Source organism: Sphingomonas phyllosphaerae FA2 (assembly GCF_000427645.1).
Taxonomy (GTDB): Bacteria; Pseudomonadota; Alphaproteobacteria; order Sphingomonadales; family Sphingomonadaceae; genus Sphingomonas; species Sphingomonas phyllosphaerae.
In genome coordinates this window covers 1643952-1661380 of sequence record NZ_KE386571.1, presented here as the reverse complement: position 1 = coordinate 1661380, position 17429 = coordinate 1643952, and the positions used below count along the sequence as shown (strand labels likewise).

11 protein-coding genes are annotated in these 17429 nt (G+C 66.0%); 6 read left to right on the top strand and 5 right to left on the bottom strand.

Annotation, left to right across the window (positions count from 1 at the left end; translation table 11 throughout):
- Positions 1-374: 374 nt before the first annotated feature.
- Entirely contained in the window at positions 375-5489 is a 5115-nt protein-coding gene (locus tag SPHPH_RS0108165; RefSeq protein WP_028966265.1) for a M10 family metallopeptidase C-terminal domain-containing protein, read from the bottom strand.
- A 484-nt stretch (positions 5490-5973) separates the two neighbouring features.
- A complete protein-coding gene (locus SPHPH_RS0108160; RefSeq protein ID WP_028966264.1) occupies positions 5974-6735 on the bottom strand; it encodes an L-rhamnose 1-dehydrogenase Lra1 in 762 nt (253 codons plus the stop codon).
- Between the two features lie 162 nt (positions 6736-6897).
- On the opposite strand from SPHPH_RS0108160, the gene rhmD reads away from it, so the two are divergent.
- The 6 genes from rhmD (at position 6898) to SPHPH_RS21085 (ending at position 12252) form a co-directional block, all read left to right on the top strand.
- Positions 6898-8085 (top strand): L-rhamnonate dehydratase, encoded by a 1188-nt coding sequence (rhmD, locus tag SPHPH_RS0108155; protein ID WP_028966263.1) that lies wholly within the window; start codon positions 6898-6900, stop codon positions 8083-8085.
- Between the two features lie 10 nt (positions 8086-8095).
- Positions 8096-8944, top strand: a complete 849-nt coding sequence (locus SPHPH_RS0108150; RefSeq protein WP_028966262.1) for a 2,4-didehydro-3-deoxy-L-rhamnonate hydrolase — start codon at positions 8096-8098, stop codon at positions 8942-8944.
- Complete coding sequence (locus SPHPH_RS0108145) at positions 8941-9690, top strand: SDR family NAD(P)-dependent oxidoreductase (protein WP_028966261.1); 750 nt, start codon at positions 8941-8943, stop codon at positions 9688-9690. Before SPHPH_RS0108150 ends, SPHPH_RS0108145 begins: the two co-directional genes overlap by 4 nt.
- On the top strand, positions 9690-10667 hold the full coding sequence (locus SPHPH_RS0108140) for an amidohydrolase family protein (protein WP_051272904.1): 978 nt from the start codon (positions 9690-9692) through the stop codon (positions 10665-10667). Before SPHPH_RS0108145 ends, SPHPH_RS0108140 begins: the two co-directional genes overlap by 1 nt.
- A gap of 15 nt (positions 10668-10682) precedes the next feature.
- Positions 10683-11744 carry an L-rhamnose/proton symporter RhaT gene (rhaT, locus tag SPHPH_RS0108135; RefSeq protein ID WP_028966259.1) on the top strand — a complete coding sequence of 354 codons (1062 nt, stop codon included), beginning with the start codon at positions 10683-10685 and terminating at the stop codon, positions 11742-11744.
- A 157-nt stretch (positions 11745-11901) separates the two neighbouring features.
- On the top strand, positions 11902-12252 hold the full coding sequence (locus tag SPHPH_RS21085) for a hypothetical protein (RefSeq protein ID WP_156025896.1): 351 nt from the start codon (positions 11902-11904) through the stop codon (positions 12250-12252).
- Positions 12253-12368: 116 nt separating this feature from the next.
- Here the strand turns inward: SPHPH_RS21085 and SPHPH_RS0108125 are convergent, their stop codons facing one another.
- The 3 genes from SPHPH_RS0108125 to SPHPH_RS0108115 form a co-directional block, all read right to left on the bottom strand.
- Positions 12369-15068, bottom strand: coding sequence for a TonB-dependent receptor (locus SPHPH_RS0108125; RefSeq protein WP_028966258.1), 2700 nt, complete (start codon positions 15066-15068; stop codon positions 12369-12371).
- 93 nt (positions 15069-15161) lie between these two features.
- Positions 15162-16259 (bottom strand): ABC transporter ATP-binding protein, encoded by a 1098-nt coding sequence (locus SPHPH_RS0108120; RefSeq protein ID WP_028966257.1) that lies wholly within the window; start codon positions 16257-16259, stop codon positions 15162-15164.
- Positions 16256-17332: a LacI family DNA-binding transcriptional regulator gene (locus SPHPH_RS0108115; protein ID WP_028966256.1), complete on the bottom strand. Its 1077-nt coding sequence runs from the start codon at positions 17330-17332 to the stop codon at positions 16256-16258. Before SPHPH_RS0108115 ends, SPHPH_RS0108120 begins: the two co-directional genes overlap by 4 nt.
- Between the last annotated feature and the right edge of the window lie 97 nt (positions 17333-17429).

Here is a 17429-nt window from a genome sequence, read left to right as displayed (position 1 = left end):
GCGATTACGTGACGCAATGAGCCTCGGGTCGCCCGGTTATCGACAACACGGATATCGCCGCGCTGTTTGAGTGGTTGCGCCTTCGCGCCGCCACCCGCTGCGATCGCTACCCACGATCTTCTCCGCCGTTGCTCTCGCTGCTGGCGGGCACCATGCTCGAAAATACGGTGCTGAAGGAAGTCGCGAGGAAGAACGCGTGAAGCGTAAGCGAGCTTTGGGCATGCATCACCTTCGACAGGATGCGCGTGCGTTAGCCGCCCGGCGTCGTGATGACGGCGCTATGTTAGCGGCACCGCCCGCCCAATAGATGGAGCCGAAGAACGCCGCGGCATTGCTGTCGCGGCGTCTTTCCTTTCGACCGTGTCGCTCTGCGGTCAGGCCATGTGCAGCTGGCTGTGCAGGTCCAGCGCGAAGCGGCTCCACTGATTGACATGCTCGAACACCGGCTCGACCGCGACGTCGCCGGTGTCGAACCCGGCGGTGGTGGCCGCAGGCGCCGCCGGGGCGGGGGCGGGGGCGGGGGCGGGGGCGGGGGCGGGAAGGTCGTGCCACGCGTCGACCAGCGGGCTGCCGGAGGTCTGGGCAGCCGTGTCGGGGCCGATCGTCACGGCCGCCGAGTCGAACCCGTCAGTCGGCGCGCTAAGGTCCGGCACGGCGTTCGAGAGCGGCAGGATGCCGTTCATCGACTCGCTCGGCGCGGCCGCGCCGCCCTTCGGATCGAACGGGACGATGACATAGGGGGTGAAGATGCCGTCGCCGTCGACGCGATAGAAGTTGTCGGCGGTGAAATCCTCGACCTTGGTATGTTCGAAGGTCATCATCGTGCGCCACTGGAAGTAGGTGCCGCCGCGATCCATGTCGACCTGCAGCAACACGTTCTCGCCGTCCTGAACCAGCTTCATCTGGCCGATCGAGAACGGATTGACCCCGGTGTACCATCCGCCGAGGATGCGCGTCAGGTCGATCTTGTCGCCACCGGCGCCCGTCTCGAAATCATGGACGATATTCACGCGGTCCATTTCGCCGACGAAATTGTCGACGTAGAGGAACGACAGGATGTCGCGTCCGGCGCCCAGCGTGACTTCGAGGGTCGAGGGGTTGAGCCCGCCGACGCCAATCGCGACGATGTCGTCGCCCGCACCCGCATCGACATAGCCCGTCTTCTGACCGGAGATGTTGATCCGGTCGTCGCCGTCGCCACCGATCAGCGTCACGGTGTCCGTCTGGCGATAGAAGCGTGGGAACGTGAAGCGGTTGTAGACGGGAATCGAGAAATATTCGACGAGATCGTCGCCCGAGCCGCCGTCGATCAGCACCGTCTGCGCCGGCTGGCCATAGGTGCGCGCGATCCCAAGGATATCGTCGCCGCCCATGCCGTAGATGCGATCGTCGCCGCCCACGCCATCGCGGATCAGATTGGCGCCGTCATTGCCGTAGATCGTGTCGCTGAAGGCGCTGGCGGTGACGTTCTCGAAATTGCTGATAGTGTCGATCCCGGCGCCGCCGGTATCCTGCGCATCGGTGCGTCGCAGGTCGACCGTCACGCCCGACGTCGCGCCGGCATAGCTGATGGTATCGACGCCGACGCCGCCGTCCAGCCAGTCGTCGCCCGCGCCGCCATTGACGATATCGTCGCCGGCACCCGCCGCAAGGTGATCGTTGCCCGCGCCGCCTTGCAGCACATCATAGCCGGCACCGGTTTCCACCCAGTCGTTCCCGACGCCGCCATAGAAGCGGAGCGTCTCGACGCTGGTGACCGATCCATGCTCCACGCCGTCGGCATAGACCACGTTCCGGGCCTGCGTATCGTGCATGTCGAGGCGGATCGCCTCCTTGCGGCCGTCGTAATAGAGGACGCCCAGATCGTTGCCCTCGCCGCCATCGAGCGTGTCGAACCCGCCGTCCATCAGGATCAGGCCCTGGATCCTGAAGTTGTTGCCGGCCTGCACCACCCGCGCAGACCCGCCGATCAGGATATCGTTGCCCGACCCGCCGATCAGTGTGTCATCGCCTTCGCCGCCGATCAGCCTGTCCGCACCACGGCCGCCGATCAGCGTGTCGTTGTTTGATGCAGCGAGCGCGGTGGTGATCAGCCCGGTTTCGTCGCCGATCAGCATGTCGTCGCCGTCGCCGCCTTCCAGCCGATCGTCACCCTGACCGCCGACCAGCGCGTCGACATCGCTGCCGCCGCCCAGACGATTGGCGCCGGCGGTGCCCATCAGCACGTTGCCGTAATTGCCGCCGACGATGTTCTCGATCCCGTCGAAGGTGTCGGAGCCGCCGCCCACGGTATCCTGCTGCGCCGCGTTCGTCAGGTCGACCCGCAGCAGACGGGTGGTGTTCGAATAGTCGACCGTGTCGCTGCCGCCGCGCCCGACGTACAGGTCGTCACCACCGGCATCGTAGAAGACGTTGTCCCCGGCGTTGCCGAAGAAGCTGTCGTTTCCGGCCCCGCCGCGCAGATTCTCGATATTGAGTAGCCAGTCGGTTCCCTCGCCGGTGTCATATCGGTCGAAGCGCGCCAGATCGACGTAATGGTTGACCGCGGCGCTGAACACCGCGGTGTCGTTGCCCTCGCCACCGTCGATGATGTCGTCGCCGAAACCGCCCTCCAGCGTATCCGCACCGCCGCCACCGACGAGCATGTCCGCGCCCTCGCGGCCGCTCAGCGTGTTGTTGCCTTCATCGCCGATCAGCATGTCGTCGCCCCGACCGCCTTCGACCGCCTCGACGTTGGTGAAGGTGGCGAGCATCGCACCATAATTCGACATGACCCGGCCGCTGCCGCCACCGGTCAGCATCGCGGAAATGCCCTCGGCATGGGTGTTGAAGCTGAGCGTATCGAAGCCGGCGCCACCGTCGATCGTGTCGGTGCCGTTCGACTGGCCGTTGGCGCTGTCCACGATCACGTCGTCGCCCGCGCCGCCGTTGATCCGGTTGGCGCCTGCGTTGCCGGTCAGCCTGTCGTTGCCGGCGCTGCCGAGAATATCCTCGAAGCCGGTCGCGATCACCGATGAGCCCGGCTGAAGGAACTGGTCGCTGCCCTGTGCGGCCAGGCTGAAGGACACGCCGCGATCCAGCCCCGCGAACGAGATCGTATCACGCCCGGCGCCACCGTTCAGACGGTCGTGCCCGCCGCCGCCGGCGATGACGTTGTTGCCGGCCGTACCGGTCAGGACGTCGTTGAAGTGCGAGCCGATCAGGTTCTCGATCCCGCTGATCGTGTCGATCCCCGAGCCGCCGGTATTCTGCGCCTTGGCCACGTTCAGGTCGACGGTCACCCCGGCGCGGGCCTTGGCATAGGACAGGGTGTCCACGCCCGCGCCGCCCGCGATCAGGTCGTCGCCGGTCGCCGCGACGATCAGGTCGTCACCATCGCCGCCGTAGAAGCGCCCCGAGCCTGCTGCCGTGACCTTGGCGTCGACCGCCGCATTCTCCAGCGAGACGTTCAGGATATAGGGCATGTCGCGCGGGAAACCGCCCACCTCGTCGACTTCCGTCCCGTCGGCCGTATAGTTGCGGTACACACCGCCGACGCGCACGTAGAAGACGCCATCGGAGGGGATGAGCGCCTCCAGCCACGGCGCGCCACCCGAACGGCTGCCGGCGTCGGTGCGGTCGACGCCGTAATTGCCCGCGAGCACGTTGCCTTGCGCGTCCAGCAGTTCGATGCCCGTCCAGTCGGGGGGCACGTTGTCGAGATCGAGGATCAGCTTCGACCCGCCGATGGCGGTGAAGCTGTAATAGTCCGCGCCGCCGCCGGGGCCGTTCGCCTGCACCGTCGCATGCGGAAGGACGGTGGACTGCGTGACAAGGTTCGCGTGAACCAGATCGAACGAGCCGTCCAGGTTCAGCGCTGCTTCGGCGTACTGGTTGTTCCAGGGTGTGGTTTCGATCAGGTCGGGACGATCGGTATAGACGATCGTGTCGCTGGCGCCGACCAGCGTATCGTTACCGGCGCCGCCGTTCAGATAGTCGCTCCCGCCGGTACCGCCCGAAAGGAAATTGTCCGAACGGTCGCCGATCAGCGTATCGTTGAACGCGGTGCCGATCGCGCCCTCGACCTGACGCAGCACGTCGCGATCGTCACCATTCGCGACGATGATGTCGGCGGTGTTGTTGTTGAAGGTGATGCTGATCGCGGACTTGGCATCTGAAAAATCTGCGACGTCGTTGCCCGCGCCGCCGATCAGCATATCGCTGCCCGCGCCACCAGCCAGCAGATCGTCGCCCGCGCCGCCTTCCAGCCGGTTGTTGGCCTGGTTGCCGACGATCCGGTCGTTTCCGCTGCCGCCGATCGCATTCTCGATCAGCGAGGCCGTGTTGCCGTGATACATCAGCGCATTGGCGACGTTGCCGATCATCGGGGCATCGCCGTCCACATACGCGAGCGCGTTGGCCACCTGCGCGCTCGACAGCGTCGAGAACTCACCCGGGCGCAGATCGATCGACAGGTTGCCGGTGTAGTTGCTGAAATCATAGGTGTCGTTGCCGCCGCCGTCCCAGACGGTTTCCAGCACCTTGTTGCCGGCGGGTGCGTCGCGCCAGACGCCGTTCACCGACAGCGCCCCGGTATTCGGGTCCCAACGGTAGACGGTGTCGCCGGCGTTGGTCGTGTAGTTGGCGCCATAAAGATATTGAAGCGCGGCGATGTCGTACATCATGTACGTCTGCGCCTGGTTCTGCTGATCGCCGTTGAAGACCGACGAGGTGTTGGGCGAGGTCGTGTACGACATGATCGACCACGGTTGTCCGTCGCGATCATATTCCAGCGCGCGGGTGCCGTGGAACGCTTCGTCGAGACCGAAGAACGAGCCGAGATCTTCGTCGGTATAGTCCGAATGGCCATGCTTGAGGCCGAGCGTGTGCCCGATCTCGTGCATGATCGTGACGAAGCCCCAGTTGCCGCGTTGCGGCGTCTCGTAATAAGGTTGGGCGGTGCGGCCGAACCAGATGTCGCCGCCGAGATTTTCGGTGGTGTGCGGAAAATAGCCCATCGCCGACCCGACGTTGGCCGCCGCCGTCGACGACAGGCGGAACGTCGGACGCTCGGGGCCGTCGGCCGCCACCTCGACGAATTTCAGCCCGGTGTAGCCCGAAACGAGATCGAACGCCTGCCGCGCCGCCGCCTTCTGCGCGTCGTTGAATGGCAGGTGCAGGGTGTTCTCCCCCGAATCGTAATTGGCGCCGTAGACGCTGCCGCTGCCAGGGAACGAGAAGGTCAGCGTGGTCGCGGTCCAGCGCGAGCCGATCAGGACCGCGTCGATGTTCCGGTCGCCGCTGTAGTAGTAGAAGCCTTGGTCCGAATAGTGCTGGGTGATCATTTCCGCGCCGCTGCGGGCGATCGCCGCGTCGCTCGTGACATGCGGTGTGACCGCACCGCTGCCCGCCATCGCCGCGCAGAAGGCGCAGCCGCATCCCGCAACCGCACCGGTATCGCCGGCCGTGCCGAACGAGAACAGATTGTCTGTGATCGTAACGCTGCTCATGAAGCCCCCGCCTGCAAAACAGATGATCGGCGCTCTGACCGACCTGTTAGTGTTAGTTTGTAATAAGGCCGGGGCGGTGTCAAACGAGTGTTGCTAAATATAATATGATATTGATGTATAGGCGAACTATATTGGTGCATCGCGGTGAGCGTCGGCAGCAATGCATGCGCAGCGATGGCTGTTATAAGGCATCTTCTTTGAATTCGCAGCATCGGCACTGCATGGATTGGCGTTCACGTTGAAGGGTTTAGGGACCGCTCGTGCCGGTCGCGTCACTTCTCCAGCTTCCGCTGGCGCTTCTTCAAACGGCGGTTTTCGGGGTGTCGTTAGCGCAGGGTCGAGCTTTGGGCAGACCGCCGGATCTCAGGACCGCTCAAGGCCCGAGTTTGTCGCGCTGCCCGTCGGCCAGTCAAATCAAGTATAGCAACGCAGCGGACTGATGAAGGCGGCGGCGGCGAGGTACTCCGCGTCGCCACCGGCTCGCTCATTGCAGATTGACGAAGGCGCCACCGTCCACCAGCAGCGCCGCGCCGGTGACGTAGCGCGCGAGGTCGGACGCCAGAAAGACGATCGGGCCGGCAAGGTCTTCGGGCTCGCCGAGCCGGCCGAGCGGGATGCGGCTCGCCATCCGCTCCCGCTTATCGGGATCGGACAGGTCGTCCTTGTTGATGTCGGTGAGGATCGTGCCCGGCAGCACCGAGTTGCAACGGATGCCGTGCCGCCCCAGCGCGATCGCCGCCGATTGCATCAGCGAGTGCACCCCCGCCTTGGTGGGCGTATAGTGCGTCTGATACTCGCCGCCGACCAGCGCCGAGATCGACGACACTGCGACGATCGCGCCGCCGTTGCCTTGGCGGACCATCTGGTTGGCGGCGGCCTGCACCATATAGAAGGCGCCATGCAGGTTCACGCGCAGCGTGCGTTCGAGCATTTCTGCGGGCATGTCGAGGAAGGCGTGAAAGGGGCAGATGCCGGCGTTGCTGACGAAGACGTCGACGCCACCCAACGCCTCGGCCGCGCCGGTGACGAACGCGGTGGCGCTTGCGGGCGCGGCGACATCGCCCTCGACGGCAACCGCCTGTCGGCCCAGATCGCGGATCGTCGCAACGACCGAGTCGGCGTGCACGTGATCGTCGAAGTGGTTGATCGCCACATCGGCACCCTGACGGGCGGCTTCGATGGCGGCCGCACGCCCGATCCCGCGCGATCCGCCTGTGATCAGAACGCGTTTTCCTTCCAGCAACATATTCCATCCCCCTGTCGCGTGTTCCGCGGGTCCCCGCGGCTCCATGGCAATTCGGCGCGGTTCGATTGACGAGATCATTTCCATTTTATAAGCAGCAAATTCATCATGTGGCAAAACAATCTAGGGCGCGGGCCCGGTGTTGTTGATCGGGGAGGGTGGGCGATGGGACTGTCGAAGATCAAGCACGTCCGCGCATTCACCGCGTCAGGCGGAGGCGCGGACTATCACGATCAGCAGGGCGCGCACTGGATCGACGATCATATCGCGACTCCGATGAGCCGCTATCCCGAATATCGCCAGTCGCGGCGTTCGTTCGGCATCAACGTGCTCGGCACGTTGGTGGTGGAGATCGAGGCGGAGGACGGCACGGTCGGCTTCGCGGTGACGACCGGCGGCGAGCCGGCCTGCTATATCGTCGAGAAGCATCTCGCGCGCTTCCTCGAGGGGCGCGACCCGGTCGAGGTCGAGAAGATGTGGGACCAGATGTATTTTTCGACGCAATATTACGGGCGCAAGGGGCTGGTCATCAATGCGATTTCCGGCGTCGACCTCGCGCTGTGGGATCTGCTGGGCAAGTTGCGCGGCGAGCCGGTGTGCCATTTGCTCGGCGGCGCGGTGCGCGACGAGCTGCAATTCTATGCGACCGGCGCGCGGCCGGACATCGCGCGCGAGCTGGGCTTCATCGGTGGCAAGCTGCCGCTCCACCACGGTCCGGCCGAGGGGCTGGAGGGTCTGGAGAAGAACATCGCCTTGCTCGCCGACATGCGCGGCAAGTGCGGCGACGATTTCTGGCTGATGTACGATTGCTGGATGAGCCTGGACGTCGATTATGCGACGCGACTGGCGCAGCGTGCGTGGGACGAATGCGGGCTGAAGTGGATCGAGGAGGCGCTGAGCCCCGACGATTACTGGGGCTATGCACAGCTGAAGAAGAATGCGCCGCGCGGCTTGCTGGTGACGACCGGCGAGCATGAGGCGACGCGCTGGGGCTTCCGGATGCTGCTCGACATGGAATGTTGCGACATCATCCAGCCCGATGTCGGCTGGTGCGGCGGCATCACCGAACTCATCAAGATCGCGAACTATGCCGACACGCGCGGTGCGATGGTCATTCCGCACGGCTCGTCGGTGTACAGCTATCATTTCGTGGTGACGCGCCACAATTCGCCGTTCGCCGAATTCCTGATGATGCATCCCGGGCCGACCGAAGTGGTGCCGATGTTCGCGCCGCAACTGCTGGGCGAGCCGGTGCCGGTGAACGGCCGCATCCGTGCGTCGGCGCTCGATCGCCCCGGCTTCGGGGTCGACCTGAATCCCGACGTTCCGCTTCACCGTCCCTATACCCATTGAGGACTTGCCGATGAAATTCTGTCGTTTCGGCGCGAAGGGCGCCGAACAGCCCGGCGTGATCGACGCACAGGGCCGCGTGCGCGACCTGTCCGCGCAGGTGCCGGACCTGACCGTCGACCGGCTCGCACAACTCGCCACGATCGATCCCGAGACGCTGCCGCTCGCACCCGAGGGCGCGCGCTATGGCGTGCCGGTGGCGGGCGTCGGCAAGATTGTCGCGATCGGGCTCAACTATCGCGACCATGCGATCGAATCGAACCTGCCGATCCCGACCGAGCCGATGATGTTCATGAAGGCGGTCACCAGCCTCTCCGGCCCCAATGACGACGTGATGCTGCCCGAGGGCGCGACGCACGGCGACTGGGAGGTCGAGCTGGGCGTCGTGATCGGGCAAACGTGCCGCTATGTCGCGGAAGCCGACGCGCTCGATCATGTCGCGGGCTACGTGCTCGCCAACGACGTGTCGGAACGCTTCAACCAGAAGGAGCGCGGCACGCAATGGTCGAAGGGCAAGGGCCACGATACCTTCTGCCCGGTCGGCCCGTGGCTGGTGACGCCCGACGAGATCGGCAATCCGCAGGCGCTCGACATGCAGCTCGACGTGAACGGCACGCGGATGCAGACCGGCAACACGCGCACGATGATCTTCGGCGTCGCCGAGCTGATCGCCTATGTAAGCCGCTTCGTCACGCTGCTGCCCGGCGATCTCCTGATCACCGGCACGCCGCCGGGGGTGGGCGAGGGCAAGAAGCCCGAGAAGATCTTCCTGAAGCCCGGCGACGTCATGGAACTGGCGATCGACGGCTTGGGTGCGCAGCGCCAGCAGGTCGTCGCGTTCGACCGCGCGAGGCTGGGATGACCGGATTCACCGGGCGGTTCGACGGGCGGGCGGCGATCGTCACCGGGGGTGCGTCGGGGCTGGGCCACGCCACCGCCGAACGGATCGTGCGCGAGGGCGGGCGCGTCTGCCTGTGGGATCGCGAGGAGGAGGCGCTGGCCGAAGCGGCCGCGGCGATCGGCGCGGCGGGCACCTGCGCGATCGACGTCGCGGACGCAGGCGCCGTCGCCGCCGCGGCGCAGGAAAGCGCCGCGCTGCTGGGGAAGGTGGATATCCTCATCTGTTCGGCGGGGATCACCGGCGCGACCGCCCCGGTTGAATCCTATCCGCTCGACAGCTGGCAGCGCGTGATCGAGGTCAACCTGAACGGCCTGTTCTATTGCTGTCGCGCGATCGTGCCGTACATGCTGGCGAACGGCTACGGCCGGATCGTCAACATTGCCTCGGTCGCCGGCAAGGAGGGCAATCCGTTCGCCTCGGCCTATTCGGCGTCGAAGGCGGGGGTGCTCGGCTTCACCAAGTCGCTGGGCAAGGAGGTCGCGGAGAAGGGGATCATCGTTAACGCGCTGACCCCGGCGACCTTCGAAAGCCCGATCCTCGCGCAGCTGCCGCAGAGCCAGGTCGATTATATGAAGGGCAAGATCCCGATGGGTCGGCTCGGCGAGGTCACCGAATCGGCGGCGATGGTGTGCTTCATGGCCTCGACGGAGTGCAGCTTCACCACCGCCGCGACGTTTGACACCTCGGGCGGGCGAACGACCTACTGATGCGCGAGCCCTCGCATTCGACGGCAGGCGCGCCGCGCGGCGGAGAGGCCGCGGCGCGCGTGCCGTTCGTCGATGCGCATATCCATCTCTGGGATCTCGAGCGGCTGCGCTATTCGTGGCTGATGCCGCCGTTCGCCGACGACGGGCCGAACGGCAGCGTCGCGGCCATCGCGCGGACCTTCACGATCGCCGATTACCGGGCGCAGGCGGCGCGGTGGAACATGGTGGGCGCGGTGCATGTCGATGCCGGCGCCGACCCGGCGCAGGCGCTCGACGAAACCCGGTGGCTGGAGGCGGTCACCGACGCGGACGGGCTGCCGACCGCGATCGTCGCCTTCGCGCCGCTCGACGATCCGCAGATCGAGCGGCTGCTGGAGGCACAGGCCGCGCATCCGCACGTGCGCGGCATCCGGCAGATCGTCAACTGGCACCCCGATCCGCGGCGCAGCTATCAGCCGCACGACCTGACGCAATCGCCCGCGTGGCAGGCGGGGTTCGCGCGGCTGGCGCGGCACGGGCTGTCGTTCGACCTGCAATGTTATCCCGGTCAGATGCCCGGACTGGCCACGCTGATCGCACGGCACCCGGACGTGACGGTCGTCCTCAACCATCTCGGGATGCCGGTGCTGTCTGACCCGGACGGGCTGGCGCAGTGGCGCGCGGGCGTGCGGCGGCTGGCCGCCTTGCCGAACGTCGCGATCAAGCTGTCGGGGCTTGGCTTCGTCGATCGCCACTGGACCGACACGCTGGTGCGCCCGCTGCTGGCGGAGGCGATCGACCTGTTCGGCCCGGCGCGCTGCCTGATCGCGAGCGACACGCCGACCGACACATTGTTCGCGCCCTTCGACCGCTGTCTGGACGTACTCGCCGCTGCGACCGCTGCCTTTTCGGAGGACGAGCGGCGCGCGATGTGGGGCCGCAATGCCGATCGTCTCTATCGCCTTGGGCTGGGTCCGCGGCTCGATACCATCATCTGAACCCGGAGCACCCCGATGCCCAATCCCCTGATCGGCGTCTTCTACCATTGGCTGGGCGGGCTGTCTTCGGCCAGCTTCTACGTCCCCTATCGCGGCGTGCGCGGCTGGAACTGGGAAGTGCTGTGGCTGACCGGCGGGCTGTTCTCGTGGCTGGTCGCGCCGTGGCTGTTCGCGGGGGTGATGACGCACGACCTGACCGGCGTGCTGGCCCAGGTGCCTGCGCACACCGCGGGGCTGTGCGTTCTGTTCGGGGCGCTCTGGGGCTTCGGCGGGCTGACCTATGGGCTGACGATGCGTTATCTGGGGCTGTCGCTGGGGATGGCGGTGGTGCTGGGGCTATGCACCGTCTTCGGGACGCTCATTCCGCCGATCGTTCAGGGCGAGTTCTCTGCGAAGTTGCTCGACACGACCAGCGGGCGGGTCATTCTGGGCGGGCTGTTGGTGACGCTCGCGGGGATCGTCGTGGTCGCGGCGGCGGGCGCGCGAAAGAATGCCGCGCCGGGTGGCTCGGAAACGGCGGATGCGGTGGCGGAGTTCGACTTCCGCAAGGGCGTCGGCGTGGCAATCTTCTCGGGCATCATGTCATCGTGCTTCGCGTTCGGGCTGTTCGCGGGTGAGCCTGTCAGGGCGCTGTCCGCGGCGGCGGGAACGGGGCCGCTGTGGACGGGGCTGCCGGTGTTGTGCCTCGTCATGTTCGGCGGTCTGCTTACGAACGCGCTCTGGTGCGCGGCGCTGATCGTGCGGCATCACTCGGCCGGGCAATGGCTCGGGCGGGCCGGCGCCGCGACGGCTGAGCGCCCGGCGCTCGCGCGCAACTACCTGCTCGCCGGGCTGGGCGGGACTTTGTGGTACTTCCAGTTCTTCTTCTACACGATGGGCGAGAGCCAGATGGGCCGGCTCGGCTTCTCGTCGTGGACGCTGCACATGGCGTCGATCATCATCTTTGGCACGCTGTGGGGATTTGCGTTCCGCGAATGGCGCGGCACGCCGCGTGCGGTGCAAGCCACCGTATGGGCAGGCATCGCCCTGCTGGTCGGTGCCACCATCGTCATCGGATACGGCAACAGTCTGGCGTAGCGAAGCGCGACCCAAGCGTCGCCGATCGCCCGGGTCGTTCGACAGGGCAGGAGGGCTCATCATGCTGCTGAGGGAGGCCGTCGTCACCCATGCCGCGTCTCGCTGCTTGGCATGACGCTTAACCGCAGAACGTTGCGCTATCGATCCGCGGCTCGACTTGCCCGCCTACGAGGGGCTGCCCGGCCTCGCGCGCGCCGGCGATGCGACGCAGGCGATCGGCATGGCAGCGATCCGGGGCAAGGAGCTTCTAAAGGCCGAGGGCCGGGTGACCGGCACGCTCGCTACCGCATTTTTGGAGGAATTGCAGGGTGACGATCCGCGCTATTTCCTGACCGTCGCCACCCCGCAGCATCTGGCCGTTCACAGCTTCTACGTCGATGTCGCGCCGCATCTCCGACGACGTAAGCCCCGCATACTTCCTGTGCCACCCGTAGAACGTCGCCTCGCTAAGCCGCGCTCGGTGCCGCACGCAAGACGCCTGGCATTCGCTCCTAAGCGCAAGTCCTGATGGCGGCGCGGCATGCGGCTGGACGGCTTGCACGACGCGCCCCATGCCCCCGGCGCACAAGCTAGCGCAGCGGGGGGGCGATACTAACCTTGATCCAAGTCTCGCCTGCCGGGCACCTAGAAAGTGGCCCGGACACCAAGCGCATAGCGCGGGCCGTATGTCTCGTAGGTGATGACCCGTTCAGAGAAGACGGAGTAGTTAAAGGTCTTCTCGTTGAAGATATTCAGCCCCTGCGCAAACAGCGTCACGTTGGGGGTCAGCGCATAATTGATGCTCGCATCCGCAATGCCATAGGCCGCGACATTAACCGGTTGTCCGCGATTGCCGCGCTCGGTCAACTCGTACGAACCGCGGTAATTGTAGGCGAGCCGCATCTGCAGCGGCCCCTTTTCGTAGAAGCCGACCACGTTGTAGGTGTTGCCCTCTTCGCCGACGAGGCTGGCATTGCCCTGTACGCCCAGGCCGTCGAACGGCGCGGGCAGGCCGCTGAACGTGTACTGGCCGGAGAATTCCACGCCCCGGATGCGGTCGTTGCCGATGTTTTCCGGCCGTGTACGCCGGAAATCCAGCCCGAGGATCTGGATATTGGTGGTGACCGACTCCGTCAGGTTCCGCAGGTCCTTCTGGAACCCGGCGACACTCAAATAGCTGGCGCGATCGATGTACCAGGTCAGCGCGACGTCATAGTTCCAGCCGATCAGCGGCAACAGCCCGGGGTTGCCATCGGTGATGGCGCGCTCGCGCGGACGCGGGTTGATGTTGCGGATGAGCAGCAGGTCGCTGAGCGTCGGGCGCGTCAGCGTCCGCGCCACCGCCGCCTGGAAGATGACGTCCTGAACGACGTCGATCTTGGCATTCGCGCTGGGCAGGAACTGGCCGTAATTGCCCTTTTCCTCCAGCGGCTGCGCCGGCGAGAGGTTGACGACCGGATCGAGCCCCGGGCCCGGCTGGTCGATGCTGAGGATTTCCTGCCCGAAGCCGGTCGAGGTGACGTTGGTTCTGGTCCAGCGCAGCCCGACATTGCCCGACCAGTTGCGCGAGCCCAGCTCGCCGCCGAACGACCCCTGGACAAAGGCGCTGATCGTCTTTTCCCGCGCGGTGCCGCTGTTGCTGGGCACCAGCACGACGTCGAGCGTGCCGCCGTTCGCCGCCAGCGCGGCGCGGGTCACGGTGGGATCGCGCGTCTGGTTGATGGCGGCATCGGTCAACAGATAGGCTGCGACGTCGCCCGCGGCATAGGCGGGGAAGCCATTGGGGAACATGTCGATGCCGAGGAAGTCACGCGCATCGGCCGACTTGCCGAACAGATTCTGCGGGACGCGGACGCCGCCGAAGACGCTTTGCAGCGCATCGGGCGTCTTGGTCGACTCGCGCCCCTTCGTCCGGTCCGAATAGTTCAGGCCGGCGCTGACGCCGCGCAGCAGGCCGCCCGCGCTTTCGTATTTGGCCTGCGTGTTGACCTGAAAGATTTCGTCGTCGACGCTCACCCCCTCGTAGGTGATGTAGCCCAGACGCGCGTTCGACGTGTCGGTGAAATCGCCGAGATTGCTGTAGACCGGCAGCCCCTTCGAGCTGAGGCTGAACTGCGTCGCGGCGGGCGAGTAATTGGCGCCGGACAGGTTCGATTCAAACCACGCCTGATTGCCGCCGGTGTCATCGGATGCGCGCGACCACGACACGTCGACGAACCCCGAGAACCCGTTGCCGGGCTTCCACTCCAGATTGCCGCCGACCTGATAGGTCTGCGCGAGACGCGGGCGGATTTGGTTGGTGATGAACGGGCCGGACGCAATCCCGGTGTAGCTGGTGATGGTGTTGTTCGCGTCGACCGTCGCGGCGGTGATGTCGCCCGGACCGCCATAGACGAAGAACACCTTGTTGTCGTCGTTGACGTCGAGTTTCGAATATAGCCCGTCGACCGTCAGCAGCAATGTGCTGGACGGGCGCCACTGGAGCGTGCCGATCCCGGAGAACCGCTTGCGCGAGGTGCTGTTGACGCCATATTCGACATAGGTCGGCAGCGACACGCCGGTGAATTCGTTCCGGCCATCCTTGTTGAGATCGAGGCTCTGGTTCGCCTCCCACCCGTCCGTGAAGATGCGCTGCCCGGCGATCTTGCGATCGAGATAGGAGAAGGCGGCCAGCACGCCGAACGTGTCGTCGGCGAAGGTCGTGCTGAACAGCCCCGACGCCTGTGGCGACACCTGACCGCGCAGCTTGTCGTAATTGCCCTGCACGGACAGCACCGCGCGGGTCTTGCCAAAGTCGAATGGCCGCGCGGTGTACATGTCCACCGTGGAGGCGATGCCGCCCTCGAATTGCGCCGCGGTCGGCGTCTTCGATACGTCGACCCGGTTGATCAGCTCGGCAGGCAGGATGTCGAAGGAGAATTCGCGCCCCTGGTTCTCGGTCGCCAGCACGCGGCCGTTGTACAGCGCGGTGCTGAACGCCGGACCCAGACCACGGACGGTGATGAACTGACCCTCGCCATTGTCGCGCGAGATGGTGACGCCGGGAATGCGCTGAATGGCCTCGGCGATGTTCTGGTCGGGCAGCTTTCCGATGTCATCGGCAACGATCGAGTCGACGATGTTGGGGGCGGCGCGCTTGATGTCGGTCGCGCGGCGAAGACTTTCGCGCAGACCGGTAACGACGATGTCCTCGGCACCTGCGTCAGTCGATAGCGTTGCGGGCTCGGTCTGGTCCGCCGCGGCTGGTTGATCCTTGATCCGGGCGTCTTCCGGCCCGGCGCGACGCTCCTGCGCCAGCGCGCCGCTCGTACCAACCGCGACGAAGATCGTCGCCAACGCCGTCATGCACGCGCGTGACCAAGCCTTTGCCATCCTGCCCTCTCCCATATGCTGTCCGGCCCATCTTGAGTGAGCGTCAGACGTAATTATGAAGTTTGTTTAACGATCAACCTGCCGCCGGGCAATGGCTTTCCCGGCACCATCGAACAACAAAGCGCGCGCTGGATCGGCGAAGAGCGACAGGGTGCCGGGCACCGCGACCGCATGGTGTCCGTCGAACTTGGCGCGAAACTCGCCCGCGCCCGGGATCGTGCCGTAGACGAAGGTCGAATGACCCAGCGCCTCGACCGCATCGGCGCGCAACTCAAGCGCGATCCACCCGGCATTGGCCGTCAGGCCGAGATGTTCGGGTCGCAGGCCGACCGTCAGCCGGTCGCCCGCCGCAACCCTGTCCGCCGCCGCCACGAAGCGCGTCCCGCCCGTCAGTTCGATCAGCGCTTCGGCGCCGTCTTTGCTCAGTACGGTGGCGTCGAGCAGGTTGATGCGCGGGCTGCCGATGAAGCCGGCGGTGAAGACGTTCGCCGGGTGATGATAGACGTCGAGCGGCGTGCCCACCTGCGCGATTTGGCCGCGATCCAGCACGACCAGCCTGTCGGCCAACGTCATCGCCTCCACCTGATCGTGGGTGACGTAGATCATGGTGGCGCCCAGCCGCTTGTGCAGACTGGCGAGTTCATGCCGCATCCGGACGCGCAGGTCGGCGTCGAGGTTCGACAGCGGTTCGTCGAACAGGAACAGCGCGGGCTCGCGGACGATCGCGCGGCCGATCGCGACGCGCTGTCGCTGCCCCCCCGATAGTTGCGCAGGCAGGCGATCGAGCAGCGCGTCGAGTTCGAGGATCGCTGCCGCATGGGCGACTTGTCGCGCGATCTCGTCACGCGGCGTGCGCATGTTGCGGAGGCCGAAGCTGAGGTTCTCGCGCACCGTCATGTGTGGATAGAGCGCGTAGGACTGGAACACCATCGCGACCCCGCGCGACGCCGCGGGAACGCGGGTGACGTCGCGGTCGCCAATGCGGATGGTCCCGGCGCTGACGTCCTCCAGCCCGGCGATCATGCGCAGAACGGTGGACTTGCCGCAGCCGGACGAGCCGACCAGCACGACGAACTCGCCGTCCGCGATCTCCAGATCGATGCCGCGGATCGTGTCCACGCCGCCATAGGATTTGCGAAGGTCGGAAAGGGTGAGGGCGCTCATTGCTTGCCCGCCTCCGGTGCCGCGCCGCTGGTGTCGCCGACGACGAACTCGGCCTCGATCGCGATTGAAGTCGTTCCCTCCTTGTCGGGGCACAGCAGGATTTCGGCCGCGCGCCGGCCCTTTTCGCAGGCGTTCTGGCGAACGGTGGTGAGCCGCTGTCCCGGCGACATGCCGCCCGGCGGATCGATGCCGTCGAAGCCGGTGACCGAAAGCGTGCCGGGCACCTGCCGGCCGATGCTTGCAGCGCCCGCGAGTGCGCCATAGGCCAGCCGGTCGGAGAAGCAGACCAGCGCGGTTAATTCCGGCCGACACCGTAGCAGCCACGCGGCGGCGCGCTGTCCGCCGTCCTCGCAATTGGTGGTTTCGCAGACCAGCACGGCGCTGCGCGGGACGCCGGCCGCGTCCACGGCGTCGCGGCATCCCTCCATCCGTTCATGCACGACGTAGCTTTCATCCGAGAAGTCGTCTTCGAGCGAGCGGATCTCGCCGGTGCCTTCCTCGCGTGGAAAGGTCACGATGGCGAGATGCCGGTGCCCGAGCGCGAGCAGATGCGCCACCACGGCCTGCATCGCCGCGCGATCGTTGGTCAGGACGCTCGAAAGCTCGGGTGCGTCAAAGTCGACCACCACCGTCGGCAATCCGCGCGCCAGCGCCTGCCGGATGGTGGGGTGACTGCGATAGGGCGCGTTGAGGATGAAGCCGTCGACAATCGCGGCAAGCTGGTCGCGTTGTTCCGGTCGCTTGTTCTGCAGCGGGATCAGGACGATGTTCGCACCTTCTTCCTCGCACACCGACGAGATGCCACGGAGGAAGGCGATGTCGTGCGGATCGGTGAAGGCGTAGCTCAACTGGTCGTTGAACAGCACGCCGATTGCGCCGCAGCGCCCGGTGCGCAGCGACCGCGCCGCCGGGTTCGGCCCCTCGTAATTCACCGACCTCGCGTGGGCGATGATGCGGTCGCGCAGCGCCTTCGACACTTTCGCGGGGTTGTTATAGGCGTTCGACACCGACGTGTGCGTGACGCCCAGATCAGACGCGATCGACTTCAATGTGGCCCGTTTCGCCCGCGCCATAATCCTCTCCCGCGGTTCCGCCGCCGTTTGCCGGTCCTTAGCGGTCCGGGTTGACACCTACAACCGCCGATGTTTATCGATAAACCCAGCCGTCGGG